The sequence below is a fragment of the Cryobacterium sp. GrIS_2_6 genome, assembly GCF_035984545.1.
In the GTDB taxonomy this organism is placed as follows: domain Bacteria; phylum Actinomycetota; class Actinomycetes; order Actinomycetales; family Microbacteriaceae; genus Cryobacterium.
Genome location: NZ_JAXCHP010000001.1, coordinates 4,106,904 through 4,129,405, shown reverse-complemented (window position 1 = coordinate 4,129,405; position 22,502 = coordinate 4,106,904). Strand labels below are relative to the sequence as shown.

Here is a 22,502-nt window from a genome sequence, read left to right as displayed (position 1 = left end):
GATGGGAGGCTCCCAGCCATGCGGGCGTAGGATTAACGGCTATGTCTGATGGCCCACTGATTGTCCAGAGCGACCGCACGGTTCTGCTCGAAGTCGCCCACCCCCTCGCCGAAGATGCGCGCCACGACCTCGCCGTGTTCGCCGAGCTCGAACGGGCACCTGAGCACATCCACACCTACCGGATCACCCGGCTCGGCCTCTGGAACGCCCGCGCGGCGGGACATGCCGCCTCGGACATGCTCGGGACCCTTGAGAAGTATTCCAAGTTCGCGATCCCGCAGACCGTGCGGATCGACATCGAGGAGACCGTCGGGCGCTACGGCCGCCTGATCATCGAGCGCGACGACGAGGGCCAGCTCGTACTGCAGAGCAACGATCGGGCCGTACTGATGGAGATCTCCGGCGCCAAACGGATCGCCCCCCTGTTGATCGGCCACCCGAACCCGGATTCCTTCCTCGTCGAGCCCTGGGCCCGCGGCCAGCTCAAGCAGGAACTCGTCAAGCTCGGCTGGCCGGCCGAGGACCTCGCCGGCTACACGCCGGGGACCCCGCACGACATCGCGCTGCTCGAGAACGGCTGGGCGCTGCGCGACTACCAGAACAAGGCCGTCGCGAGCTTCTTCGACGGCGGTTCCGGCGTCGTAGTCCTGCCCTGCGGAGCGGGCAAGACCCTCGTGGGTGCCGGCGCGATGGCGACGGCGAAGACCAACACGCTCATCCTCGTCACCAACACCGTCTCGGCCAGGCAGTGGCGCGACGAGCTCCTCAAACGCACCACCCTCACCCAGGACGAGATCGGCGAGTACTCGGGGCAGGTCAAGGAAGTCAAGCCCGTCACGATCGCGACGTACCAGATCCTCACCGCGAAGCGGAAGGGCGAGTACGCCCACCTCGAGCTCCTCGACGCGATGGACTGGGGCCTCGTCATCTACGACGAGGTGCACCTCCTTCCCGCGCCGGTGTTCAAGCTCACGGCCGAGCTGCAGGCCCGCCGCCGCCTCGGCCTCACCGCGACGCTCGTCCGCGAGGACGGCCGCGAGGGCGACGTGTTCAGCCTGATCGGCCCCAAGCGTTTCGACGCGCCATGGAAGGAGATCGAGGCCCAGGGCTTCATCTCCCCGGCCTCCTGCTATGAGGTGCGGATCGACCTGCCGCAGTCCGAGCGGCTCACCTATGCCGCCGCAGCGGACGACGAGCGATACCGGCTCGCCGCGACCGCCCCGGCCAAGCTCGACGTGGTCAAGCGTCTCGTCGCCAAGCACCCCGGCGAACGCATCCTCGTGATCGGCCAGTACCTCGACCAGATCGACGAACTCGCCGACGCCCTCAACGCGCCGAAACTCACCGGGGCGACCCCCGTCGACGAACGCGAACGGCTCTACCAGGCTTTCCGGGTCGGTGAGGAGAACCTGCTCGTCGTCTCCAAGGTCGCGAACTTCTCCGTCGACCTGCCCGAGGCGACCGTGGCCATCCAGGTCTCCGGGTCGTTCGGTTCCCGCCAGGAGGAGGCGCAGCGGCTCGGCCGGCTGCTCCGTCCCAAGGAGTCCGGCCTCGCCGCCAACTTCTACACGCTCGTCGCCCGCGACACCGTCGACCAGGACTTCGCGCAGAACCGCCAGCGCTTCCTCGCGGAGCAAGGGTACAGCTACACCATTCTCGACGCGAACAACCTCGACACCGACGCCCTGGTCGACGAGGCCGCCGCAGGCATCCGCTGACCGAACCGATCCGGCGGACTCGGTCAGGGCGACGGGCGCGTGTAGCGCAGGAAGAGCATGTCTCCGGCAGTGAGCACGTGTCCGAGACGCATCGGGCGTGACGCGGCCACGGCACCATGCGCGATACGGCCAGATGTGCCTGCCTCAAGCACCGGGCTCAGGCTCAGGCAGAGTTCGTCGACGGCATCGGCTGTGAGCAGGGCCCCGAACAGGCTCGGGCCGCCCTCGCAGAGCACCTGGCGCAGGCCCCGCGCGGCAAGCTCGCGGAGCGCGAGCGGGAGATCGATCATCGCTTCCCCGCATACGAGAACGTCGGCCACTGCCTCGAGGTCGGCACGCTTGTCGGCCGGTGACCGCGCATGCGTGATGACGATCGGGCGCGTCGCGGCGTCCGTGAACAGCGGATGCCCGGCGTCGAGATCCAGGCGCCCGCTCACGACCGCGATGCGCGGCTGCGGCGGGAGGCCGTGCGCGACGCGCCAGGCCTCGGCTGCGGCATCCAGGCGGATGCCACCGTAGCCCTCGGCGCGGATCGTCCCGGCGCCGACGAGGATCACGTCGGTGAGGGTCCGGAGCGTGTCGAAGACGTGCTTGTCATCGGCATTGTTCAGGCCACCGCTCAGGCCGTCGTGGGTCGCGGCGCCGTCGAGGCTCGCGATGACGTTCACCCGCAGTCGCGCGGCGGTCCTGTCCTCGATGCGGTAGGCGTCGAGGAGACCCGCCTGGCTGAAGTCGGTCATCGCTCAGGCCAGGTTGTGGCGCTCGTACGACGGTTCGCGGAAGCCCAGGATCGCCTCGGTCATCCGAACGGCGTCCACGGCGGCGCGCACGTTGTGCATCCGCACGATCCGGGCGCCCTGCATGATGCTGAACACGGCGGCGGCGAGGGAGCCCTCGACACGTTCGTCACGGGCGCGGCCGAGGGTCTCGCCGATGAAGTCCTTGTTGGAGACCGCGACGAGGGTCGGGTAGCCGAGCGCGGCGATCTCGGGGAGGCGCCGGGTGAGCTCGAGCGAATGCCGGGTGTTCTTGTTGAGGTCATGGCCGGGATCGATGATGATCCGCTCCGCGGGGATCCCCCGGGACAGGGCCAGCTCAGTGCGCTCTCGCAGGAATGCGGCGACTTCGCTCACGACGTCGCCGTAGCGCGGAGCCGGGTGCGGCATCCGCGGGCGAGCGAGGCTGTGCGTCACGACGAGGGTCGCGTCGCTGTCCGCGACGATGTCCGCCATCAGCGGGTCGTGGATGCCGGTGGTGTCGTTGATGACGTCGGCGCCTGCCGCGAGCGCCGCCCGTGCGACGGCCGCCTGGAACGTGTCGACGGAGATGACCGCGCCGGCCCCGCGTAAGGCCAGGACGACCGGGACGACACGGTCGATCTCCTGTTCGACGGGGACGGGCGGGCCGGGCGCGAACTTGACCCCGCCGATGTCGACCCAGTCCGCGCCATCGGATATCGCCTGGTGCGCGGCAGCGACGGCCTTGTCCAGGGCGAAAGTGGCGCCCTGGTCGAAGAACGAGTCTGGGGTGCGATTGATGATCGCCATCACCGCGATCTCGCGGTCGAAATCGAATTCGCGGCCGCCGATCATGCGACGGGGATGAATCAAAACGGGAAACGCGGCGGTGCCGCCCGCCATCAGGAACCCACCCCTGGCGTATCGGCGACCGCTCGACCGGCTTCGGGGCCGTGGCTCCGGGCGGCCGCGGGGCCGAAGAGGCTGTCGAGACTTCGGGATTCGTCCCGTAGCGCGGACACGTCGACGCGCACGCGCGACCTGATCAGGTTCTGGACGGAATCGTTGACGTCCCAGACATTGACGTTCATGCCCGCAACCACACGGCCGTCGGCGACCCAGAACGCGACGAACTCGCGGGCGGCCCGGTCTCCCCGGAACACCAGCTCCGCATCCCTCGCCAAATCGCCATACCCCGAGTATTCCATTCCGAGGTCGAATTGATCGGTGTAGAAGTAGGGAATCTCCTCGTAGCTCACCGCACGGTCGAGCATGGAGAGTGCGGCGGCCCGACCGGCGTTCTCGGCGTTCGCCCAGTGCTCGACCCGGAGGTGGTGTCCGAGAACGGGATGGAACACGCTCGCGACGTCACCGACCGCGAAAACCCCTGGCTCGTTGGTGCGGAAGGCCGCGTCGACGACGATGCCGTCTGCGACCTCGAGCCCCGCGTCGAGAGCGAGCCGCGTATTGGGTGTCGCGCCGATCCCGACCACGACGACGTCCGCGAGCACGACCTCTCCGGCCGGCCCGTCCGCGCCGGGGGTACCGTCCGTGGCCGATTGGAGCCGGACGCCCGTGACCCTTCCGTCCGTGCCGAGGATCTCGGCCACGCCGGTCTCCATTCGCAGGTCTACCCCGTTGGCCCGGTGGAGCGCGGCGAAGACTCCGCCGATCTCCGCGCCGACCGCGCGTTGCAACGGCACAGCGCCCTGGCCGAGCACCGTCACGTCGTTGCCGTAGCTTTGAGCAGCAGCCGCCACCTCGAGTCCGATCCAGCCGGCACCGACCACGACGATCCGGCGGCCCCCTGGCGCGAGCGCCGCCTTCAGCCGGGTCGAGTCGGCCACGGTGCGCAGGAGGTGTACACCGTCCAGGTCTCCCCCGGGGCCGGGGAACGGCCGGGCGGCCGCCCCGGTCGCAAGCAGGAGCCGGTCGTAGCGCAGCGTCCCGCCGCCGGCGTAGCTCAGCTGCCGCGCGTCGAGGGTGAGCGCCGTCACCGCGCGACCCCGCACGACCTCGATGTCCTGTGCGGCGTACCAGTCGGCCGGGTGCACCTCGATCGAGTCGCGGGCGGAAGTCCCGGCGAGGAAGTCCTTGGACAGCGGCGGCCGGATATACGGGTACTCGGCCTCCTCGCCAAGCAGAACGACCCGTCCGTCGAAGCCTTCGACGCGGAGCGCCTCTGCCGCGCGCGCCCCGGCGAGGCCGGCCCCGACGATCACACATGTTGCGATTTTCATGGCGTTCTCCCGTTCGAATCCGTCGCGGCGTACGCGTCGGATTAGCCCCGGCGGCTCCGCTCCCCACCCACAATCTACTCACGTCCGCACCACACCGGTCACTTACAGCAAAGGTCCAGCTAACGCGCAGATACTGGTCCAATGACTGATGGCCCCCGCATTCTTATTGTCGACGACGAGCCCAACATCCGGGATCTCCTCACCACCAGCTTGCGCTTCGCCGGCTTCGCCGTGCGGGCCGTTGGCAACGGCGCCCAGGCGATCTCCGCGGTGCTCGAAGAGGAACCCGACCTGATCATCCTCGACGTCATGCTTCCCGACATGAACGGCTTCGGCGTGACCAAACGCCTCCGTTCCGCCGGCTACACGGCGCCGATCCTGTTCCTCACGGCCAAGGACGACACCGAAGACAAGATCACCGGCCTCACGGTCGGCGGCGACGACTACGTGACCAAGCCGTTCAGCCTCGACGAGATCGTGGCCAGGATCAAGGCCATCCTCCGGCGCACGATGCACGCCGACGAAGACGCCGTCATCCGCGCCGGCGAACTGACCATGGACCAGGACACCCACGAGGTCCTCGTCGGCGAAGAGCCCATCGAGCTCAGCCCGACCGAGTTCAAGCTGCTCCGCTACCTGATGCTCAACCCGAACCGGGTGCTCTCGAAGGCGCAGATCCTGGACCACGTCTGGGAATACGATTTCAACGGCGACGCCGGCATCGTCGAGTCCTACATCTCCTACCTGCGCCGCAAGGTCGACGCGCACTCCTCAGAGCCGCTGATCCAGACCAAGCGCGGCTTCGGCTACATGCTCAAGGCTGCCAAGGCATAGTCCCAGACTGCGCAAATAGACTGGCAGCCTGATGCATCAGTCACTTACGGAGCGGTGGAACCGCATATCCCTCAGGTCCAAGATCACCGGCGTGACCGTTCTCATGCTCACGCTCGGTCTCCTGGTCTCCGGGATCGGGACGATGGCCATGCTCCGGCAGTACGTGATCCAGCAGGTCGACGCGCAGCTGCAGGCGGATGCCCAAACGACGTCGGTCGCATACACCGCGAACGCCCTCGGGCAGAATACCGGCACCGTCGTTCCTTCGGACTACTTCGTCGCCCTGTACGACGAGAACGGCGAACTCCGCTACCATTCCTGGACCGACGTGCCCGCACGCGAACTGCCGCAGATCACCATGCCCCTTGACCTGCAGTCGGTCAACGCGCTCAACGGCCAGACCATGCGCCTGCAGGACGCCTCGCACGACACCGAGTTCCTCGCTGTCGCGGTGCCGCTCGTCACCAACGTCCACGGCACCTACGGCACCCTCGTCATGGCCGTCTCGCTGAAGCAGTCCGAGAACACCGTCGGCACTTACCTCACGATCTTCCTCGGCTTCGGCCTGGGCGTCGTGCTCCTGGGCGGCCTGATCACGCGGCTGCTCGTGACGAGCACCTTCGCCCCACTGCGCGAAGTGGAGCGCACGGCCGCTGCGATCGCAGACGGCGACTTCAGCCAGCGGCTCGGCGGGGCAACCCCGAACACCGAGGTCGGCCGACTCAACCGCTCCCTCAACACCATGCTCAGCAGGATCGACCGCCTGTTCAAGGAACGGGCCCGCACGATCGACCAGATGCGCCGCTTCGTCGGCGACGCGAGTCACGAGCTCCGCACCCCCCTCGTCTCCGTGCGCGGCTACGCCGAGCTCTACCGGATGGGTGCCCTGCAGACTCCGGAAGAGGTCGCCCAGGCGATGGAGCGCATCGAGAAGGAAGCGATCCGGATGGGCGGCCTGGTCGAGGATCTCCTCGAACTCGCCCGTCTCGACGAGACGAAGCCGCTCGCCCTCACCCCCGTCGACCTGCTCCCCCTCGCCCGCGATGCGGCACTCGACGCGATGGCCTCCGCCCCCGGTCGCACGATCACGGTCGTGACGGCGGCTCCCGACACGGACGAAGAGCCTGTCGTCCCTTTGGCCCCCGCCATCGATCTCGCGCACTCCACGGGCGAGGTACTGACCTCGGCCCTCGTGACGGCCCCCGAACGTGCCGGAGGGGCCGTGGCCGTGCCGCATACGAGTACCGTCTCCTTCGCCGGCGCGACCCTCGCCCGACTGCGTACCCGTCGCCCCCGTAAATCGGATGCTGTCGCCATCCTCCCTGAGCCGGTGCCGACCGCTGCCCCGACCGCCGCGATCCCCGCCGTCGTCATGGCCGAAGAGAACAAGATCCGCCAGGTCATCACCAACTTGATGGGCAACGCCCTTCGATTCAGCCCCGCCGACAGCCCCATCGAGCTCGAGATCGCCGTCGACCGGCGGAACCAGCGCGCATCCGTCGCCGTGATCGACCATGGCGAGGGCATCCCGCCGCAGATCCGCGACAAAATCTTCCAGCGCTTCTGGCGCGCCGATACCTCCCGTGCACGCGAGACCGGTGGCAGCGGACTCGGCCTGGCGATCGTCGCGTCGATCGTCGCCAGCCACAACGGCACCGTCCAGGTCGTAGAGACCCCGGGTGGCGGCGCGACCTTCCGGGTCTGGTTCCCCCTCGCAGAGTCTCCGAACGCGCCGCAGCGGCTCGCGATCACCCCGGCCCCCTGACCCCGGCGGCTCCTCCCCCGGCGGCTCCTCCCCCGGCGGCTCCTCCCCCGGCGCGGGTGGCGGCGAGTTGTCCCCAGCAGGGGCGTAAGCGCCGGCCCTGCGCGGCGTCCGCCATACGGTGGCAGCACACCCCTCGAAAGGACTGCAGATGCCCCGGTACCAGGTAGACAGTGAACTCGTGCTCAGCACCACAACGACGGCCAGGGCGACGCTCGGTCGGATCCAGGCGGAGGTCGCCGCGCTGCTCGGCCAGCTGACCGGGCTGGAGGGTTCGTGGACCGGGCAGGCCGCCGCCGCGTTCCAGGCCGCCGTGACGGACTGGCGGGCGACCCAGCAACAAGGTTGCGCAGAGCGCTGAAAGCCTCGGCCAGGCGCTCAACCAGGCCGGCCAGCAGTATGCCGAGATCGAGCAGGCCAACGCGCGGCTCTTCGCCCGGTAGCGGCGTCCGGTCGCGGCGTCCGGTCGCGGCGTCCGGTAGCGCGTCCGGTAGCGGCGTCCGGTAGCGGCGTCCGGTAGCGGCGTCCGGTAGCGGCGTCCGGTAGCGGCGTCCGGTAGCGGCGTCCGCCACATTGTGGCGGATGCCGGGACGTGGCGGATGCCGGTCGTGCGGAGACCGGATCGGGATCGTGCCTGCCCGGACGCGAAAACAGGGCGCTTCCCGGAGGAAACGCCCTGTTTGCGGTGAAGCGGTGAAGCGGTCTAGCTATCGAGCAGGGTGGACTTAGAAGTCCATTCCGCCGGACGGGTCGCCGACCGGAGCAGCGTTCTTTTCCGGCTTGTCGGCGACAACGGCCTCGGTGGTGAGGAACAGTCCGGCGATCGACGCGGCGTTGAGCAGCGCGGAGCGGGTGACCTTCACCGGGTCATTGATGCCGGCGAGGAGCATGTCAACGTACTCACCGGTCGCGGCGTTGAGGCCCCAACCGATCGGCAGGTTGCGCACCTTGTCGGCGACGACGCCGGGCTCGAGACCCGCGTTGAGGGCGATCTGCTTGAGCGGGGCATCGATGGCGACCTTGACGATGTTCGCGCCGGTCGCCTCGTCTCCGACGAGCTCGAGCTTTTCGAACGCGGTCTTGCCGGCCTGGATGAGGGCGACGCCACCACCGGCGACGATGCCCTCTTCGACAGCGGCCTTCGCGTTGCGGACGGCATCCTCGATACGGTGCTTGCGCTCCTTGAGCTCAACCTCCGTCGCGGCGCCGGCCTTGATGACGGCAACGCCGCCGGCGAGCTTGGCGAGACGCTCCTGGAGCTTCTCACGGTCATAGTCGCTGTCGGTGTTCTCGATCTCGTTGCGGATCTGCTGAACGCGACCGGCGATGGCTTCGGGGTCTCCGGCGCCTTCGACGATGGTGGTCTCGTCCTTGGTGATGACGATCTTGCGCGCGTTGCCGAGCAGGTCGAGGGTGACGTTCTCAAGCTTGAGGCCGACCTCCTCGGAGATGACCTGGCCACCGGTGAGGATGGCGATGTCCTGCAGCTGGGCCTTGCGACGGTCGCCGAAGCCGGGAGCCTTGACGGCGACCGACTTGAAGATGCCGCGGATCTTGTTCACAACGAGCGTGGCCAGAGCCTCGCCGTCGACGTCCTCGGCGATGATGAGGAGCTGCTTGCCGGTCTGGATGACCTTGTCCACGATCGGGAGGAGGTCCTTGATGTTGGAGACCTTGGAGTTGACGATCAGGATGTAGGGGTCTTCGAAGACCGCTTCCTGACGGTCGGGGTCGGTCACGAAGTACGCGGACAGGAAGCCCTTGTCGAAGCGCATGCCTTCGGTGAGCTCGAGCTCGGTGCCGAGGGTGTTGGACTCCTCGACGGTGACGACGCCTTCCTTGCCGACCTTGTCGATGGCCTCGGCGATGATCGCGCCGATTTCAGCGTCGCCGGCAGAGATGGATGCGGTGGCCGCGATCTCTTCCTTGGTCTCGACCTCTTTGGCGTTGGCGATCAGCTCTGCGATAACCGCAGCGGTGGCCTTTTCAATGCCGCGCTTGAGGCTGATCGGGTCTGCGCCGGCTGCGACGTTGCGCAGGCCTTCGCGGACGAGCGCCTGGGCGAGGACGGTCGCGGTGGTCGTTCCGTCGCCGGCAACGTCGTCGGTCTTCTTGGCGACCTCTTTGACGAGTTCCGCACCGATCTTCTCGTACGGGTCGTCGAGTTCGATTTCCTTGGCGATCGAGACACCGTCGTTGGTGATCGTGGGGGCGCCCCACTTCTTCTCCAGTACGACGTTACGTCCGCGCGGGCCGAGGGTGACCTTAACCGTGTCAGCGAGGATGTTCAGGCCACGCTCAAGGCCACGACGGGCCTCTTCGTTGAAAGCAATGATCTTTGCCATATGTGTTTCTCGTCCCTCCCGGACGTTACCAAAACGGTGATGGGTTGGCACTCAAAAGGAGAGAGTGCCAAGTCGATTCTGGCACTCAGGGGTCGAGAGTGCAAGTGAGCGTCGGGAAGCGTCGGGGGAGGCTACGGGACGAGTTCGACGGAGCCGGTACCGTTCGGGATCAGTTCGATCCAGGTATTGCCCGGGGCGAGGCGAATGGTGATCCCGTTGTCGTCGATCAGCCGGATCGGGTCAGCCTGCCCGGCCTTTGACCACGTCGCGTGCACGGTCTTGCCGCCGGCGGACACCGAGCCCTCCCCCGTGCCGATCATGACGGTCTTGGGTACCTCGCCGTAAGTGCCGTCGATGTCGACCCGGAGCACGAGGACGTTGGTGGCGCCCCGGCGGGCGCCGGTCGTGTCGAGGTCCGGGGTGCCCTCCTGCGAGCGCAGGTATGCCTGTGAGGCCGTGTCCCAGCTCCAGCCGGGGTAACGCGATGCGGAGAACCGCGCGTTGATCTGGGTGATCGGGGTGCCGTCGACCCCGGCGGTCGATGCCGCGATGCTGCCCGCATACGCGAACTGCTGCACCGGCGGCGCGACAGAGGCGTTGCGCCCCACGAGTTCGGCGGCCTTCAACACGACGTTGTGCGGGGCCTCCCTGTCGGCGACGCGGGAGAACAGGCCCGTCGTGTCGTAGTCGAAGACCGAGTTGATGACGGGGGTGGCCTTCATCATGTCGACGAAGATCTGCTGTCCGCCGGAGTACGCGACGATCCCGCCGAACGGCGTGATGATGTCGGGGTCCATCGGCCGGATCGACCGCACCGGGCCGATCGCGTCGGGAATGTCGGACTGCCAGACGCCGACGTAACGGGTCAGTCCGCCCTCGACGAGTTCCTCGAAGACGATGTCAGCACGATCCAGCGAGATCTGGGGCCTGGCGGCCTCGTGGTTGTCGATCTTCACAGCGAGGGACGGGTTCGCAGCCTTCCCGGTCGGCACGATCGTGCCACGAAGCGGCGCGATCGCCAGCGGCGGCGGGACGTCGACAGAAGCCGCGGTGGGTTTCACGCTCGCCGTCGGCGTCGCCGTGGTCGGCGGCTCAGTTCCGGCGCACGCCGTCATCACCAAGAGGAGGCATGGAAGAAGCACGGCACCGAAAAGTCGTGCCGTGCTTCGCCCGTGGATTGTTGCAGTTCTTTTCGCTGTCACGCCCCACACCCTAACGCGGCAAACTCGCGGATGCCGCGCGGCTCGGGATGTTACCCGAGATTGGGTGCGCTTGATGAGGGTGCGCCTGATTTTTCAGATCAGACGGGACGTACCGACTCGGCCTGTGGCCCCTTTGCCCCGGTTCCCATTTCGAAGATGACGTGCTGTCCCTCTTCCAAAACCTTGTACCCGTGCATGTCGATGGCGGAATAGTGGACGAAGACGTCCTGTCCGCCGCCGTCGACGGTGATGAAGCCGAAACCCTTTTCAGCGTTGAACCATTTGACGGTTCCGTTCGCCATGTGTAACTCCCCAGTGCTCTGATATTTTCGGCAACCGCCCGTTGGCCGTACCGGGCCTGGCGCATGTGACTGCGTCCATCTGATCCGACCGGTCGGATGCCCCAGGGGGGCAACCGGACGAACGAGATGAGCGACCTGAATCAAAGAGTACTGAAGCCAAGAAAGAACGAAAGGGGGTTGACGAAGAGCCCCCGTGGAGTTATGTAACCGGAGGCGAATGGCCGGTCAGGACGTGGGCGTGGTGCTGGACACGAAGTCCGCCCCGACGACGACCGTGAGGTCGGCCCCCGAGGCCGCGAAGTCGCTCGCGAGGAGCACCGTGGATCCCGGCAACGAAGCCGCGACCCCGCGGGCGGCGCCCTCGAGGGTCGCATCGGCGTAGTACACGGTCGTCTTGGTCACATCTTCGGTGCTCGCGTTACTGAGCGCGCCGACAGTCCAGCCGGCCGCGGAGAGCACGTCCCCGGCAGCCTTGGCGACACCCGTTCCCTTTGTACCGTTGAGCACGGTTACGGTGAGGCTCGGATCGACCGTCGCGACGGCCGTCGGAACGGCGGTCGCGGCATCCGTTGCCGTTGCCGGGTCTGTCGCCGAACTGGAGGACAGCCCGGGGATCGCGATGTTCAGTTTGTTGCTGAGCGAGGCCATCCCGAAGACTCCGAGGCCGATCAGGACGGCCGTTGCCCCCAGTGCCCACCAGAACGCAACCCAGTGGCGTCCCTTCTTTCCGGGGGCGCGATGGGCGCCCACCCGGTCGAGGGAGTGCGGCAGATGGTCGAAGCGGTCTTTCGGATAGGTGGGAGGCATTGTGGGGCTGGGTCGATCCTCTTGTCGCGGGCGAATGGGTGGAACGTCGGGGTCGGAAAGCCGGCTGCGCCTAGGGGGCGGGGCTGGTTCGGTGCTCCGGAGCGCGCACTGTCCGGCGCTCCCGTGCCTGCGCACGGGCTGCACGCATCCGCTGCAGGCGTTTCACCAGCATCGGATCGTGAGCCAGGGCAAGAGGGGAGTCGATCAAAACGCCCAATAGTTGATAGTACCGGGCCGAGGACAGCCCGAACTCGGAACGGATCGCCTGCTCCTTGGCTCCGGCATGCGTGAACCAGCGCCGTTCGAAGCTCAGGATGCCGCGGTCGCGGTCGGTGAGTCCGCCCGGGGAGTCGGCGGGGTTCGGGTCAGGCACGCCGTCCACCATCCACCTCTTTCACCATCGCCATTCGCTGCTCGAATCCTATTTGGCGTCGGCTATGGATTTGCTGGGCCACGCGGGTCGCTCCCTCGTCGGGAGGAAAGTGCCCGGGCAGTCGCGGGAGCGTCCCGTCGAACATCCCGTTGTGAAAGTGCTGAACGGGCCCGGGAATCGGAATACGCCGCTGCCGGGCTGAGTTTAAGCTTGTTGGGAGGGTTGGCGGCCACGCTGCACTGCGCCCTCGCCCGATGGGAAGGATGAACCATGGACTACGAAGTCACGAAGTCAGACGCTGAATGGGCCGCGGAACTCGGGCCGGAGAAGTTTGCCGTACTGCGGCAGGCCGCCACCGAGCGGGCCTGGACCGGGGAGCTACTCGACGAGAGCCGCTCCGGCATCTATACCTGCGGCGCCTGCCACGCCGAACTCTTCAAGAGCGGCACGAAGTTCGATTCCGGCTGCGGCTGGCCGAGCTTCTATGAGTCGGTGCGCCCGGAGGCCGTCGAACTCATCGAGGACACCTCCCTCGGCGTCGTCCGCACCGAGGTGCGCTGCGCGAACTGCGGTTCGCATCTCGGGCACGTCTTCGACGACGGTTTCGGCACCCCGACCGGGGACCGCTACTGCATGAACTCCATCTCGCTCGAGTTCAAGCCGGTCGACTAGACCGTGTCCACGGCGCTCGAGGCCATCGGCGGGCGGCGTTCTTCGTCCGCCGTGACGACGGATGCCCCTACGCACGACGACCTGCTCCCGCTCGTGGCCGCGTGCGCGCGCGTGGCCGACCACGGGGCCTTGCGGCCCTGGCGCCTGATCGAGCTGCGCGGGGATGCCCGCACGCGGCTCGGGGCGGCGTTCGCCGCGGCATCCGCCCGCCTCGCCGCTGAGGCCGGTGCGGAACCGCCGTCCGCTGCGGAGCTGGCCAAGCTTGCGGGTAAGCCGCTTCGGGCGTCGCTGTTGATCGCGGTCGTCGCGAGCCATCGGGAGAGCGACAAGGTCGAACCCTGGGAACAGGACGTCACCGCGGCGGGTGTCGGACACGCCCTGAGCCTCCTGTTGGCGCAGGCCGGCTGGGGTGTGATGTGGCGCACCGGGGCGTTCACCCGCACCGCCGAGGTGCACCGGCTGCACGGGCTCGCCGGGTCGGAGGAGTTGCTCGGCTGGCTCTATGTCGGCGGAGTGCCGTCTGGTGCGAAGCCGGGCGTCCGGCTCCCGATCGACCCTGCCGCGCACCTCACCGCACTCTGACCACCCCCTGACTGCCCCCATTTTCAGTTTTTCAGGGTCGCGCGAAGGCGAGGCTTCACCGTTTCTTTACCTGAACGTCGGCAGAATGTCCCGGGCGCAGCAGGCGCGGGACGTATCCTCGTGGCGTGAGCGCAGAAATCAGCACACTCGTCCGGCCCGACACCGTCTCCCTCGCCACGCTGACCGTCCTGCGGCCGGCTGCGACAGCACCCCTGACCGCCGACGCTCCTGCTGCCACCGCCTCCGCCGTTCCCCGGAGCCCGAGCCTCGACGATGCCGACGCCACCATCCTGGAACCGCTCGTGGATATCGTGCTCCGTTTCCTCTGGGCGCTCGTCGGCTGCTATGTCTGGGTCGTCCTGCTCGCCAAGGGGCCGCGGTCCCGCCTGGCTAGCCGGGAGCTCGAGCCGATCGTCTGGCCGCAGGCGGACTACCCCGCTGTGGGACTGCCGGCCCTCGCACTGTCGAGCGCCGGCAGCATCCGCCGACCCGTGAGCCCCGAGTTCGGCCAGATGAGCGCTCGCCCGTAGGTCACTCGGCCTGCGCGATGCGTGCCGTGTTGCCGGACGGATCGCGGAACGCGCAGTCGGTCGGCGCCCAGGGCTGGTCGATGAGTCCTGGAGCAGACCCGCCCGGATCGGCCCTGGTCGGCCCGGATCGGCCCGGATCGGCAAGGATCGCTTGGCCCGCAGGGCCGGGTCTGCGAGGCTGGCGGGATGACTGATGCCCGGAATCGCTTCCGTGGACGGCGGACGACGTCGAGTTCAACACGGATATGTGGGCGACGCCGGATCAGTCCTGCGAGTCGCTCATCGCCCTCTACCGCCGGGTCGGGACGCACTCGAGCGCGACGATCGATGCGCTCTCGCTCGACACCATCGGACAGGTGCCGTGGTGGACGGGCGACCGGAGCGCCGCGAGCCTGCACGAGATCCTGGTGCACCTCATCGCGGAGACGCACCGGCACGCCGGTCACACCGACCTCGTCCGAGAGCTCAACGACGGGGAAGCCGGACTCCGGCAGGGCAACGACAATATGCCGCCGGCCGACCGCGCCTGGTGGGAGGGCTACCCTGAACGCGTCGAGGCGGCCGCGCAGGAGTCGGCCCAGCACTGACCGGCGCCGGCGCGGCTCAGCGCGAGATGACGGTGCCGCCGAGCGAGGCGACCGCCCGCAGCAGGCGCGGGCCGGCGGCGAACCACGCCACGATCATCACGACGACCGAGGCCGCGAAGATCCAGAATCCGGTCCAGCCGTCGTCGCTCTGCACGGCGTACATGTGGTTGAGGTTGCGGAGCGCCCCGGTCGCGAAGACCAGGGTCACGTGCACGACGACGAAGATCAGGAAGACGACCATCACGCCGACGTGCACCGCCTTGGTCGGGCGGAGCGGGACGAGTTCGCTCAGCCGGCGTGACGTCCAGAGCGGCGACAGGCGGATGCCGGTGGCCAGCGCGAGCGGAGCGGCCACGAACACGATGGTGAAGTAGCTCAGGGTCTGGAGGGCGTTGTAGTTCACCCAACCGTCGGAGACCGGCCAGCCCAGCGAGACGTACTGGAGCGCGGCAGAGACGGCGTTGGGAATGATGTCCCAGCTGACCGGAACGATTCGCACCCACTGGCCGGTGACGAAGAGCAGCACGTAGAAGAGGAGCCCATTGAGCACCCAGAGCGCGTCGACCGAGAGGTGCAGCCAGACGTTGATGCCCATCCGGGTGGGCGCTCGTTTCGTGCGGACCAGCCCGATATTGCGCCGGGTCCAGAACATGGTCGGCCGCCCGGCAGTGCGGACCTGCCAGCCCGAACGCACGATGAAGAGGAGGAAGAAGACGTTGAGCCCATGCTGCCAGGCCAGCCAGGCCGGGAAGCCGACGGGCGCCCCGGACGGCAGCGGCGACGTTCCCGGGAAGTCGGTCAGGAAGGATCGCACGGCCGGCAGCGAACGGAGGCCCTTGGCGGCGAGCACGGCGGCGGCGAGCAGGCCGATCGCGAGGATGATGGCCACGGCGAGCCTGAACCAGGCGGTTCGACCAAAGCCGAGCAGCCCGGAGCGCTCTGCTGTCACCGGTCTCCCTCCCGGGCGATGGCGTCGTGCGGCATGGGCGTGCATCCCTCTGGTCTGGCGGCGTCGGTCGACGCGGTGGCGCGTTCGAGGCCGACTATGCCATCATCGACCATTTCGCGCCCGGCGTCTGCCCGCAGTGTCAAACTACGACATCTTGGCGACGGCTGCGTTCACCCGGTCACCGGGAGCGCTTCAGTTTCCCGTCGAGCCAGAGCGTGTCGGACGCGTCGCTGTGCATGGTCCCGGTCCCGACGTGCTTGGCGTCGATCTTCTCGCCGTTCTTGATGACGTGCACGAGGGCCATCGCGTGACCTCGACCCAGGTCGAAGTCCGCCTTCAGCCAGTCGACGATCACGCCGGCCTTCGTGGACGGGTCGTCGAACCCCTTCTCGTGGGCGAGGGTGATGAACTCGCGCGGGGTCAGGCCAGTCTTGTCTTCGATGTTGTCAAGGTAGGCCTGGAATGACATCTCTGCTCCTTCGCTGGTGGAACCCGGAATCTCGGGCCGGTCCATCAAACCGCCTTCAGGACCGGGTCGCAATCGTTTGGACCGGAGAATCCCACATTTGCGGATCCGCTGTCCCGAGATGTGTGTCGGACGCGTGCTAGCGTCGGCGAGATGACGGCTCCTCACATCGCCCTTGGCGCGATCAACCTCGAGGCCCATGACCCGACTGCGCTTGCCGATCTCTGGGCGTCGGTCACCGGAGCGACACCCTCACCCGGTGGCGATAGCGTCTATCTGCCGCCGGCCGCCGCGAACGGTTTCGGGATGTTCTTCCGGCCTTTGTATCTGCCGCATCACCGGCTCGTCGAGAGGCCCCGTCTTCTGCAGGTGACTAAATCATGACTACGGGCGATTCCGTGGGAACCGGATCGGCGTGGATCCCAGTGTTGTCACGGGTTGTGGGGTCGGCCACGGGACTTGAACCCGTAACCCCCACTTGCGTTTTGGCCCTTTTCGGCCGCTCACGGGAACGCGCTACAACCCTCAGTTCCTTGCTACGACTGGGATCCAGGCCTGTTTGGGATCACCACGGCGCGCGCCGAAACTGCCGCGTTTCTCTCGGCATCATGACTAAATCATGACTGCCGCGCGGCCTGGATGCCCCTTGTGAGCTGCTGTTTACAATCGTAAACTTCACGTATGGGGTTCGACGTTGATTGGACGCACGGAAGTGATCACATGTGGTCGAAGCATCGAGTGTCCGTGACCGAGGCGACGGAAGCGCTGGCCGACGTCGATGCGCAGTGGTTCGACCCGGACCCCAAGAGCACGTCGGGCAACAGCGCGCGAGTGCTCGGCTATTCGCACACGGCGAGCGCTGTGATCGTGGTCATCCTCGTCCATCGGGATGACCGCGCTCGGGCTTGATGGGGTGCGAATGGATGGCGAGCCGGCGCCGCAGACCGACGAACGTATCGAGAAGGGATCGAACAGTGAGCAGCAACATCCAGAAGCTGATTGAAAATGTCGCCGCCGAGGCAGATGCCTCGCGTGATGAACCGATGCCTGCCGGAGCGACCCCGATGCGTCCCAACAAGTCCGTCCCGGTCGCCGTTCGACTCCCACCCGACGACGTCGCCGCCATCGAGATCCTGGCCAACAAGCTTGACGTACCGATGTCCAGCCTCCTGCGCGGCTGGATTCTGGATGCCCTCGCGGCACACCGTGACGAGTCCATCGCGACCGCGCTCGACAGAGTCACCGCAGACATCCAGCGACTACGCGAACTCGTCGCCTGACGTCGCCACGCGTGCACTCAGAGGAGTCAACAGCTTCGTGCCGAGTGATCGATCGCTAACTCTTCGGCACCTTGCCTGCGCCTACCGGCGTGCCGACGAAGCGACGTCAGCGACCCCCGCCGCGAGTTCGCCGTCGGATACCACCGTCGAAGCCGGAGCCGAGCCTTATCGCCGACGAGGCTTCCGTGACGGGACAGCCACCGTCTCGCGTGTCTCTGAAGAGGAATCGCTCCTTGATGGCGGCGGTACTGCGGGCAGCCTGTTCGCTATCACGAGCGCCGTGCTCAGTTACGCCCACAAGGCCGGCTGGCTGCCGGTCAACCCGGCCAACGGCGTCGAGCTGCCGACCATCCTCCGCGCGCACCACATCTACCTGAGCTACGCCGAGGTCGAGCTGCTGGCCGACGCTGCCTTCGCTGCGACGTCCGACGAGACCGACCGGGTCCTCATCCACACGCTCGCGTACACGGGCATGCGCATCAACGAGGCGCTCGCGCTCACCGTCGGCGACCTTAGCCTGGAGACGCGCCGGGCGACGGTCAAGGCCACCTGGTCGCTCAACGCGGCCGGTGAGCGCGTCACGGGCACACCCAAGACCGGATCGACCGGTGTCGTGCCCCTGCAGCCCTTCCTCGTCGACGAGCTGCGGGCACTGACCACGGGCCGCTCCCCCGGCGCCTACGTCTTCCAGGGGCCACGAGGCGGGCCGATCCACGACCACAACTGGCGCAGCCGCACGTGGCGCCTTGCGGTCCTGGGCTCCGGCCTCGACATTCTCGGCCTGACCCGCACAAGCTGCGCCACACAGCCGCGTCTGCCGCCGTCGCCGCCGGTGCCGACGCGCTCGTCCTCCAGCAAATGCTCGGGCACCGCGACGCGGCCGAGACGTTGAACGCCTATGGACACCTCTGGCCCGACCGCCTCGACGAGGTGACGGATGCCGTCGGCCGCGCTCGCGACGCGGCGCTTGCGGCCCGGCCGTCGTTTCTCATCATGACTAAATCATGACTGCGGGCGATTCCGTGGGAACCGGATCGGCGTGGATCCCAGTGTTGTCACGGGTTGTGGGGCCGGCCACGGGACTTGAACCCGTAACCCCCACTTTACAAGAGTGGTGCGCTACCAATTGCGCCAGGCCGGCATGAGGCGGATTCCCGCCTCGGTCCCCCATCCTAAATGACGAACGGGGTCTCCGGGGCCAGACGGGCAGCATCCGCCGGCCGGGAGTCCGCTGCGGACGAAAACTACGGACCCGTCGAGGAACAGCCGGATCAGCCCGCCGGGGTCGGCGTGGGCGTCGGCGTCGACGTCGAGTAGGTCTCGCCCGCGGACTGCAGCACGAATGCAGCGAATTCCTTGGGGTCATCGAGAGCGCCCGAGTACTGCTTGCCGTTCACGAGCACGGTCGGAGTGCCGGTCACGGCCTCGACCGTGGTGTTGGGCAGCGGCCCGGACAGCGCCCGGTTGGTCGCGGCGACGACCCAGGCCTTGTAGCGTACGTCGGTGATGCAGGAGTCGATCTCCGAGACGGATGACGCGACTCCGGAGCTCTTCACGAGCCCCATGATTGCTGCGTCGTCCAGCCCCGCGGTGCCTTCCTTCGGCTGGTTCGCGAAGAGTGCGGCGTTGAAGGCGAAGAAATCATTGGGGGAATAGTCGGCGACGCACGCGGCAGCGTTCGCCGAGCGGAGCGAGTACTGGGTTCCAGCTGACTTGCTGGTCAGGATCGAGATCGGGTGGATCTCGACCGTTGCGGCACCCGAGGTGACCCACTTCACGATCTGGTCGCTGTTGGTCGTTTCGAACTGGCCGCAGAACGGGCACAGGTAGTCGACGTATACGCGGATGTCGGCGACGGTTCCGGTCGCATCCGGTGTGGACGGCACGGCGTCGGCGCCGGCCTTGAGGGCCGTGGTCTCGGTGACCTTCATGCCCTCGCCGATGAGGACGCCGTCACTGGCCATGTTCGCGGGGCCGGGGCCTGCGGGGCGGATCGAATTCATGACGACGAGTGCGATGACCGCGACGATAGCGAGTGCCACAACCAGGATGCCGCCCTGCAGCAGGAACCGGTTGCGACGGTTCTTCTTCTTCTGCTCGACACGCAGCTGGGTAGCCTTCGTGCGGACCGCGTCGCGTCGCTTATTTCGGGAAGGTCGACTCTCGCCAGATCCGCCAATAGTCATGAATGCTCGCTTCGGGTAGGTCTTTGGATCGACATTTCCTATGTAAATGCCCTCCAAATAATAGGACTCCAGTCTGGGAAATGACCAGACAGGGGCTGCCTTGCGCCGCATCCGCTGGGCAAAACCGCCGCAGACCCCCTGTTCGGGCGTGTCATACTGGAACAGTCGGATCCTGCCATGCGCAGGCCGACAATAAATCCCATCACTACGGATCGTCCGGCACGTACCTGCCGGTGAAGGAGAATACCGAAAATGGCTTCAGTCACCTTTGACAAAGCAACCCGTCTCTACCCGGGTTCCACCCGCCCCGCGGTCGACCACCTCGACCTGTCGGTTGCCGATGGTGAATTCCTCGTCCTCGTCGGTCCCTCCGGCTGTGGAAAGTCAACGTCCCTGCGCATGCTCGCCGGCCTCGAAGAGGTCAACGACGGTAACATCTTCATCGGTGAGCGCAATGTGACGGATGTTCCCCCGAAGGACCGCGACATCGCGATGGTCTTCCAGAACTACGCCCTGTACCCGCACATGACGGTCGCCGAGAACATGGGCTTCGCGCTCAAGATCGCCGGCGTCAACAAGGACGAGCGTGCAGCCCGCGTTCTCGAAGCCGCCAAGCTGCTCGACCTCGAGCCGTACCTCAGCCGCAAGCCGAAGGCCCTCTCGGGTGGCCAGCGTCAGCGCGTCGCCATGGGCCGTGCCATCGTGCGTCAGCCCCAGGTGTTCCTCATGGACGAGCCGCTGTCGAACCTCGACGCCAAGCTCCGCGTACAGACCCGCACCCAGATCGCCTCGCTGCAGCGTCGCCTCGGCGTCACGACCGTCTACGTCACCCACGACCAGACGGAAGCCCTCACCATGGGTGACCGCATCGCGGTGCTCAAGGATGGCGTGCTCCAGCAGGTCGGCACCCCGCGCGACCTGTACGCCAAGCCGAACAACGTCTTCGTCGCCGGCTTCATCGGCAGCCCGGCCATGAACCTCTTCCTCGCGGACACCGTCGAGGGTGGCATCAAGTTCGGCACCGCCACGATCCCGGTCGCCCGCGAGATCATCGCGGGCGCGACCGGCCCGAAGGTCACCATCGGTGTCCGCCCGGAGGACATCCACCTCTCGACCACGCACGGCGAGGGCCTCGAGGTGAGCGTCGACCTGGTCGAAGAGCTCGGTGCCGACGGTTACCTCTACGGTCACTCCACGGTCGAGGGCAAGCGCACCGACATCGTCGCCCGCGTCGACGGCCGTTCACACCCGAACGCCGGAGAGACGGTCTACCTGACGCCGACCGCGCACCACCTGCACGTCTTCGACGCCGAGAGCGGCCTCCGCCTCGGTGGAGCCGTCGCCGACTAGTCCACAACGATTCAAGAGAACGGCCGGGCGGATTCATTCCGCCCGGCCGTTCTGCGTCTCGGCCGTGCTTCCCGCGTCGTCTCGCCCGACAACTGTGCCCTGCGGACGAACCACAGTTGTCCGTATCGACCACGGTTGCCAAGCGGGCAGGGGCATCCGGCCCCGGCCGCCAACCCGCACCGGTAGGCTCAATCCATGAGCGGTTCTGTCAATATCACCTCGGCCACGGCCGACCCGGCCCTCCTCGACCTGCCCTGGCACCTGCCGCTGGATGCCTGGCCGAACGAGAACATCGCCGCCCTGCCGAAGGGCCTCTCCCGTCACCTCGTACGGTTCGCGCACCTCAGCGGTCGCGTCGTCGCGATCAAGGAAACCACGAGCGAGATGGCCAAGCGCGAGTACGAAATGCTCCGCACCCTCCAGGGACTCGAGATCCCCTGCGTGGAGCCGCTCGCCGTGATCACGAACCGCACCAACGAAGACGGCGAGCCGCTGAACTCGGTCCTCGTCACCCGGCACCTCAAGTTCTCACTCCCCTACCGCGCCCTGTACTCGCAGACCCTGCGACCGACGACCGCGACCCGCCTCGTCGACGCCCTCGCCCTGCTGCTCGTGCGCGTGCACATGGCCGGCCTGTTCTGGGGCGACGTCTCGCTCTCCAACACGCTCTTCCGCCGCGACGCGGGCGCGTTCGCCGCCTATCTCGTCGATGCGGAGACCGGGCAGCTCTACCCGGGCGGCCTGTCCAAGGGCCAGCGCGAGAACGACCTCGAGATCGCCCGGGTCAACATCGCGGGCGAGCTGATGGACCTCGAGGCCGGCGGTCGCGCCGCGGACGAACTCGACCCGATCCGAGTCAGCAACGGCATCGTGAACGCCTACCGGCTGCTCTGGACCGAGCTGACCGGCTCCGAATCCTTCGCGAGTTCCGAGCGCTGGCGCATCACCGAACGCGTCGAGCGCCTGAACGACCTCGGCTTCGACATCGAGGAACTCGCCATCAAGACGGATGCGACCGGCTCGACCGTGCGCATCCAGCCCAAGGTCGTGGATGCGGGGCACCACCAGCGCCGCCTGCTGCGGCTGACCGGCCTCGACGCCGAGGAGAACCAGGCCAGGCGCCTGCTCAACGACCTCGACGCCTACCGCCTCGCGTACGGCGACCCGGCGAGCGACGAAGAGTCCCTCGCCCACGAGTGGGTCGTCCGGGTCTTCGAACCCGTCATCCGCGCGATTCCGCGCGACCTCAAGGGCAAGCTCGAGCCGGCAGAGGTGTTCCACCAGCTGCTCGATCACCGCTGGTACATGGCCCAGAACCAGTCCAGGGACATCCCGCTCGCCGAAGCTGTCACGTCCTATGTGCAGGATGTCCTGCGTCACCGCCGCGACGAGGCGACCGTGATCGAACCCGCGACCGGGTCCATCACACTTCCGATCGACGTCACGAACGACGACGTCGCCGCGGGCGCCGGTGATACCAGCGCTGACGACGCCCAGGACTGGCGCCTCAAGGTCTAGACGTCCGGTCCGGGCGACGTCCGGATGCCGCGGCCCGCGGCATCCTCCGTCGTGGCGAACCC

Annotated in this window: 25 protein-coding genes, 1 tRNA gene and 1 pseudogene; 15 read left to right on the top strand and 12 right to left on the bottom strand. The window is 67.3% G+C overall.

The window, feature by feature from the left end; genetic code table 11:
- The first annotated feature begins 41 nt into the window (after positions 1-41).
- Positions 42-1,718 (top strand): DNA repair helicase XPB, encoded by a 1,677-nt coding sequence (locus RCH22_RS20010; protein WP_327015337.1) that lies wholly within the window; start codon positions 42-44, stop codon positions 1,716-1,718.
- A gap of 23 nt (positions 1,719-1,741) precedes the next feature.
- On the opposite strand, the gene RCH22_RS20005 is transcribed toward RCH22_RS20010, so the two are convergent.
- From RCH22_RS20005 to RCH22_RS19995, 3 genes are read right to left on the bottom strand one after another with little or no spacing between them, the layout of a single operon-like run.
- Positions 1,742-2,458, bottom strand: coding sequence for a pyrimidine reductase family protein (locus RCH22_RS20005; RefSeq protein WP_327015336.1), 717 nt, complete (start codon positions 2,456-2,458; stop codon positions 1,742-1,744).
- A 3-nt stretch (positions 2,459-2,461) separates the two neighbouring features.
- Positions 2,462-3,310 carry a dihydropteroate synthase gene (gene folP / locus RCH22_RS20000; protein WP_327015335.1) on the bottom strand — a complete coding sequence of 283 codons (849 nt, stop codon included), beginning with the start codon at positions 3,308-3,310 and terminating at the stop codon, positions 2,462-2,464.
- A 47-nt stretch (positions 3,311-3,357) separates the two neighbouring features.
- Positions 3,358-4,695: an FAD-dependent oxidoreductase gene (locus tag RCH22_RS19995; protein WP_327015334.1), complete on the bottom strand. Its 1,338-nt coding sequence runs from the start codon at positions 4,693-4,695 to the stop codon at positions 3,358-3,360.
- 141 nt (positions 4,696-4,836) lie between these two features.
- Here RCH22_RS19995 and RCH22_RS19990 point away from each other — a divergent pair, with 141 nt between their 5' ends.
- From RCH22_RS19990 to RCH22_RS19980, 3 genes are all read left to right on the top strand, one after another.
- A complete protein-coding gene (locus RCH22_RS19990; protein WP_134450053.1) occupies positions 4,837-5,529 on the top strand; it encodes a response regulator transcription factor in 693 nt (230 codons plus the stop codon).
- Positions 5,530-5,560: 31 nt separating this feature from the next.
- Positions 5,561-7,294, top strand: coding sequence for a HAMP domain-containing sensor histidine kinase (locus RCH22_RS19985; RefSeq protein ID WP_327015333.1), 1,734 nt, complete (start codon positions 5,561-5,563; stop codon positions 7,292-7,294).
- Positions 7,295-7,442: 148 nt separating this feature from the next.
- The gene (locus tag RCH22_RS19980; protein ID WP_327015332.1) at positions 7,443-7,652 is read left to right on the top strand and encodes a WXG100 family type VII secretion target; all 210 of its coding nucleotides are present in this window, start codon (positions 7,443-7,445) and stop codon (positions 7,650-7,652) included.
- A 364-nt stretch (positions 7,653-8,016) separates the two neighbouring features.
- Here RCH22_RS19980 and groL read toward each other — a convergent pair whose 3' ends face one another.
- The 5 genes from groL to RCH22_RS19955 form a co-directional block, all read right to left on the bottom strand.
- Positions 8,017-9,636: a chaperonin GroEL gene (gene groL, locus RCH22_RS19975; RefSeq protein WP_134450050.1), complete on the bottom strand. Its 1,620-nt coding sequence runs from the start codon at positions 9,634-9,636 to the stop codon at positions 8,017-8,019.
- A 131-nt stretch (positions 9,637-9,767) separates the two neighbouring features.
- Positions 9,768-10,697 (bottom strand): DUF3048 domain-containing protein, encoded by a 930-nt coding sequence (locus RCH22_RS19970; RefSeq protein WP_327015331.1) that lies wholly within the window; start codon positions 10,695-10,697, stop codon positions 9,768-9,770.
- A gap of 239 nt (positions 10,698-10,936) precedes the next feature.
- Positions 10,937-11,140: a cold-shock protein gene (locus RCH22_RS19965; protein WP_327015330.1), complete on the bottom strand. Its 204-nt coding sequence runs from the start codon at positions 11,138-11,140 to the stop codon at positions 10,937-10,939.
- 225 nt (positions 11,141-11,365) lie between these two features.
- Complete coding sequence (locus RCH22_RS19960; RefSeq protein WP_327015329.1) at positions 11,366-11,947, bottom strand: LytR C-terminal domain-containing protein; 582 nt, start codon at positions 11,945-11,947, stop codon at positions 11,366-11,368.
- 70 nt (positions 11,948-12,017) lie between these two features.
- Positions 12,018-12,320, bottom strand: a complete 303-nt coding sequence (locus RCH22_RS19955; protein WP_327015328.1) for a DUF3263 domain-containing protein — start codon at positions 12,318-12,320, stop codon at positions 12,018-12,020.
- 270 nt (positions 12,321-12,590) lie between these two features.
- On the opposite strand from RCH22_RS19955, the gene msrB reads away from it, so the two are divergent.
- The 4 genes and pseudogenes from msrB to RCH22_RS19935 form a co-directional block, all read left to right on the top strand.
- Positions 12,591-12,992 (top strand): peptide-methionine (R)-S-oxide reductase MsrB, encoded by a 402-nt coding sequence (gene msrB / locus RCH22_RS19950; protein ID WP_134450046.1) that lies wholly within the window; start codon positions 12,591-12,593, stop codon positions 12,990-12,992.
- A gap of 3 nt (positions 12,993-12,995) precedes the next feature.
- Positions 12,996-13,574, top strand: a complete 579-nt coding sequence (locus RCH22_RS19945) for a nitroreductase family protein (protein ID WP_327015327.1) — start codon at positions 12,996-12,998, stop codon at positions 13,572-13,574.
- Positions 13,575-13,699: 125 nt separating this feature from the next.
- The gene (locus RCH22_RS19940) at positions 13,700-14,104 is read left to right on the top strand and encodes a hypothetical protein (RefSeq protein WP_327015326.1); all 405 of its coding nucleotides are present in this window, start codon (positions 13,700-13,702) and stop codon (positions 14,102-14,104) included.
- Between the two features lie 218 nt (positions 14,105-14,322).
- Positions 14,323-14,691: pseudogene (locus RCH22_RS19935) on the top strand (DUF664 domain-containing protein); the annotation flags it as partial.
- Between the two features lie 16 nt (positions 14,692-14,707).
- On the opposite strand, the gene RCH22_RS19930 reads toward RCH22_RS19935, so the two are convergent.
- Complete coding sequence (locus tag RCH22_RS19930) at positions 14,708-15,562, bottom strand: hypothetical protein (protein WP_327015579.1); 855 nt, start codon at positions 15,560-15,562, stop codon at positions 14,708-14,710.
- 256 nt (positions 15,563-15,818) lie between these two features.
- Positions 15,819-16,109: a DUF4287 domain-containing protein gene (locus tag RCH22_RS19925; protein WP_327015325.1), complete on the bottom strand. Its 291-nt coding sequence runs from the start codon at positions 16,107-16,109 to the stop codon at positions 15,819-15,821.
- 150 nt (positions 16,110-16,259) lie between these two features.
- Between RCH22_RS19925 and RCH22_RS19920 the strand changes: the two genes are divergently transcribed.
- From RCH22_RS19920 to RCH22_RS21260, 5 genes are all read left to right on the top strand, one after another.
- Positions 16,260-16,490 (top strand): hypothetical protein, encoded by a 231-nt coding sequence (locus RCH22_RS19920; RefSeq protein WP_327015324.1) that lies wholly within the window; start codon positions 16,260-16,262, stop codon positions 16,488-16,490.
- Between the two features lie 360 nt (positions 16,491-16,850).
- Complete coding sequence (locus tag RCH22_RS19915) at positions 16,851-17,015, top strand: hypothetical protein (protein WP_327015323.1); 165 nt, start codon at positions 16,851-16,853, stop codon at positions 17,013-17,015.
- A gap of 65 nt (positions 17,016-17,080) precedes the next feature.
- Positions 17,081-17,386, top strand: a complete 306-nt coding sequence (locus tag RCH22_RS19910; RefSeq protein ID WP_327015322.1) for a hypothetical protein — start codon at positions 17,081-17,083, stop codon at positions 17,384-17,386.
- Between the two features lie 37 nt (positions 17,387-17,423).
- Positions 17,424-18,278 carry a tyrosine-type recombinase/integrase gene (locus tag RCH22_RS19905; protein ID WP_327015321.1) on the top strand — a complete coding sequence of 285 codons (855 nt, stop codon included), beginning with the start codon at positions 17,424-17,426 and terminating at the stop codon, positions 18,276-18,278.
- The gene (locus tag RCH22_RS21260; RefSeq protein ID WP_369125312.1) at positions 18,182-18,394 is read left to right on the top strand and encodes a tyrosine-type recombinase/integrase; all 213 of its coding nucleotides are present in this window, start codon (positions 18,182-18,184) and stop codon (positions 18,392-18,394) included. Before RCH22_RS19905 ends, RCH22_RS21260 begins: the two co-directional genes overlap by 97 nt.
- A 57-nt stretch (positions 18,395-18,451) precedes the next feature.
- On the opposite strand, the gene RCH22_RS19900 is transcribed toward RCH22_RS21260, so the two are convergent.
- A tRNA-Thr gene (locus tag RCH22_RS19900) sits at positions 18,452-18,527 on the bottom strand.
- A gap of 130 nt (positions 18,528-18,657) precedes the next feature.
- Complete coding sequence (locus tag RCH22_RS19895) at positions 18,658-19,572, bottom strand: thioredoxin domain-containing protein (RefSeq protein WP_327015320.1); 915 nt, start codon at positions 19,570-19,572, stop codon at positions 18,658-18,660.
- Positions 19,573-19,824: 252 nt separating this feature from the next.
- On the opposite strand from RCH22_RS19895, the gene RCH22_RS19890 reads away from it, so the two are divergent.
- Together RCH22_RS19890 and RCH22_RS19885 are read left to right on the top strand one after the other, a co-directional pair.
- Entirely contained in the window at positions 19,825-20,922 is a 1,098-nt protein-coding gene (locus RCH22_RS19890) for an ABC transporter ATP-binding protein (RefSeq protein WP_134450030.1), read from the top strand.
- A gap of 195 nt (positions 20,923-21,117) precedes the next feature.
- Complete coding sequence (locus RCH22_RS19885; RefSeq protein WP_327015319.1) at positions 21,118-22,440, top strand: DUF4032 domain-containing protein; 1,323 nt, start codon at positions 21,118-21,120, stop codon at positions 22,438-22,440.
- Positions 22,441-22,502 lie beyond the last annotated feature (62 nt).

Excerpts from the sequence above, each read along its gene's own strand:
- RCH22_RS20010 (WP_327015337.1), top strand. The coding sequence starts at position 42 with ATGTCTGATGGCCCACTGATTGTCCAGAGCGACCGCACGGTTCTGCTC.
- RCH22_RS20005 (WP_327015336.1), bottom strand. The coding sequence starts at position 2,458 with ATGACCGACTTCAGCCAGGCGGGTCTCCTCGACGCCTACCGCATCGAG.
- folP (WP_327015335.1), bottom strand. The coding sequence starts at position 3,310 with ATGATCGGCGGCCGCGAATTCGATTTCGACCGCGAGATCGCGGTGATG.
- RCH22_RS19995 (WP_327015334.1), bottom strand. The coding sequence starts at position 4,695 with ATGAAAATCGCAACATGTGTGATCGTCGGGGCCGGCCTCGCCGGGGCG.
- RCH22_RS19990 (WP_134450053.1), top strand. The coding sequence starts at position 4,837 with ATGACTGATGGCCCCCGCATTCTTATTGTCGACGACGAGCCCAACATC.
- RCH22_RS19985 (WP_327015333.1), top strand. The coding sequence starts at position 5,561 with ATGCATCAGTCACTTACGGAGCGGTGGAACCGCATATCCCTCAGGTCC.
- RCH22_RS19980 (WP_327015332.1), top strand. The coding sequence starts at position 7,443 with ATGCCCCGGTACCAGGTAGACAGTGAACTCGTGCTCAGCACCACAACG.
- groL (WP_134450050.1), bottom strand. The coding sequence starts at position 9,636 with ATGGCAAAGATCATTGCTTTCAACGAAGAGGCCCGTCGTGGCCTTGAG.
- RCH22_RS19965 (WP_327015330.1), bottom strand. The coding sequence starts at position 11,140 with ATGGCGAACGGAACCGTCAAATGGTTCAACGCTGAAAAGGGTTTCGGC.
- RCH22_RS19960 (WP_327015329.1), bottom strand. The coding sequence starts at position 11,947 with ATGCCTCCCACCTATCCGAAAGACCGCTTCGACCATCTGCCGCACTCC.
- msrB (WP_134450046.1), top strand. The coding sequence starts at position 12,591 with ATGGACTACGAAGTCACGAAGTCAGACGCTGAATGGGCCGCGGAACTC.
- RCH22_RS19925 (WP_327015325.1), bottom strand. The coding sequence starts at position 16,109 with ATGTCATTCCAGGCCTACCTTGACAACATCGAAGACAAGACTGGCCTG.
- RCH22_RS19920 (WP_327015324.1), top strand. The coding sequence starts at position 16,260 with ATGACGGCTCCTCACATCGCCCTTGGCGCGATCAACCTCGAGGCCCAT.
- RCH22_RS19895 (WP_327015320.1), bottom strand. The coding sequence starts at position 19,572 with ATGACTATTGGCGGATCTGGCGAGAGTCGACCTTCCCGAAATAAGCGA.
- RCH22_RS19890 (WP_134450030.1), top strand. The coding sequence starts at position 19,825 with ATGGCTTCAGTCACCTTTGACAAAGCAACCCGTCTCTACCCGGGTTCC.
- RCH22_RS19885 (WP_327015319.1), top strand. The coding sequence starts at position 21,118 with ATGAGCGGTTCTGTCAATATCACCTCGGCCACGGCCGACCCGGCCCTC.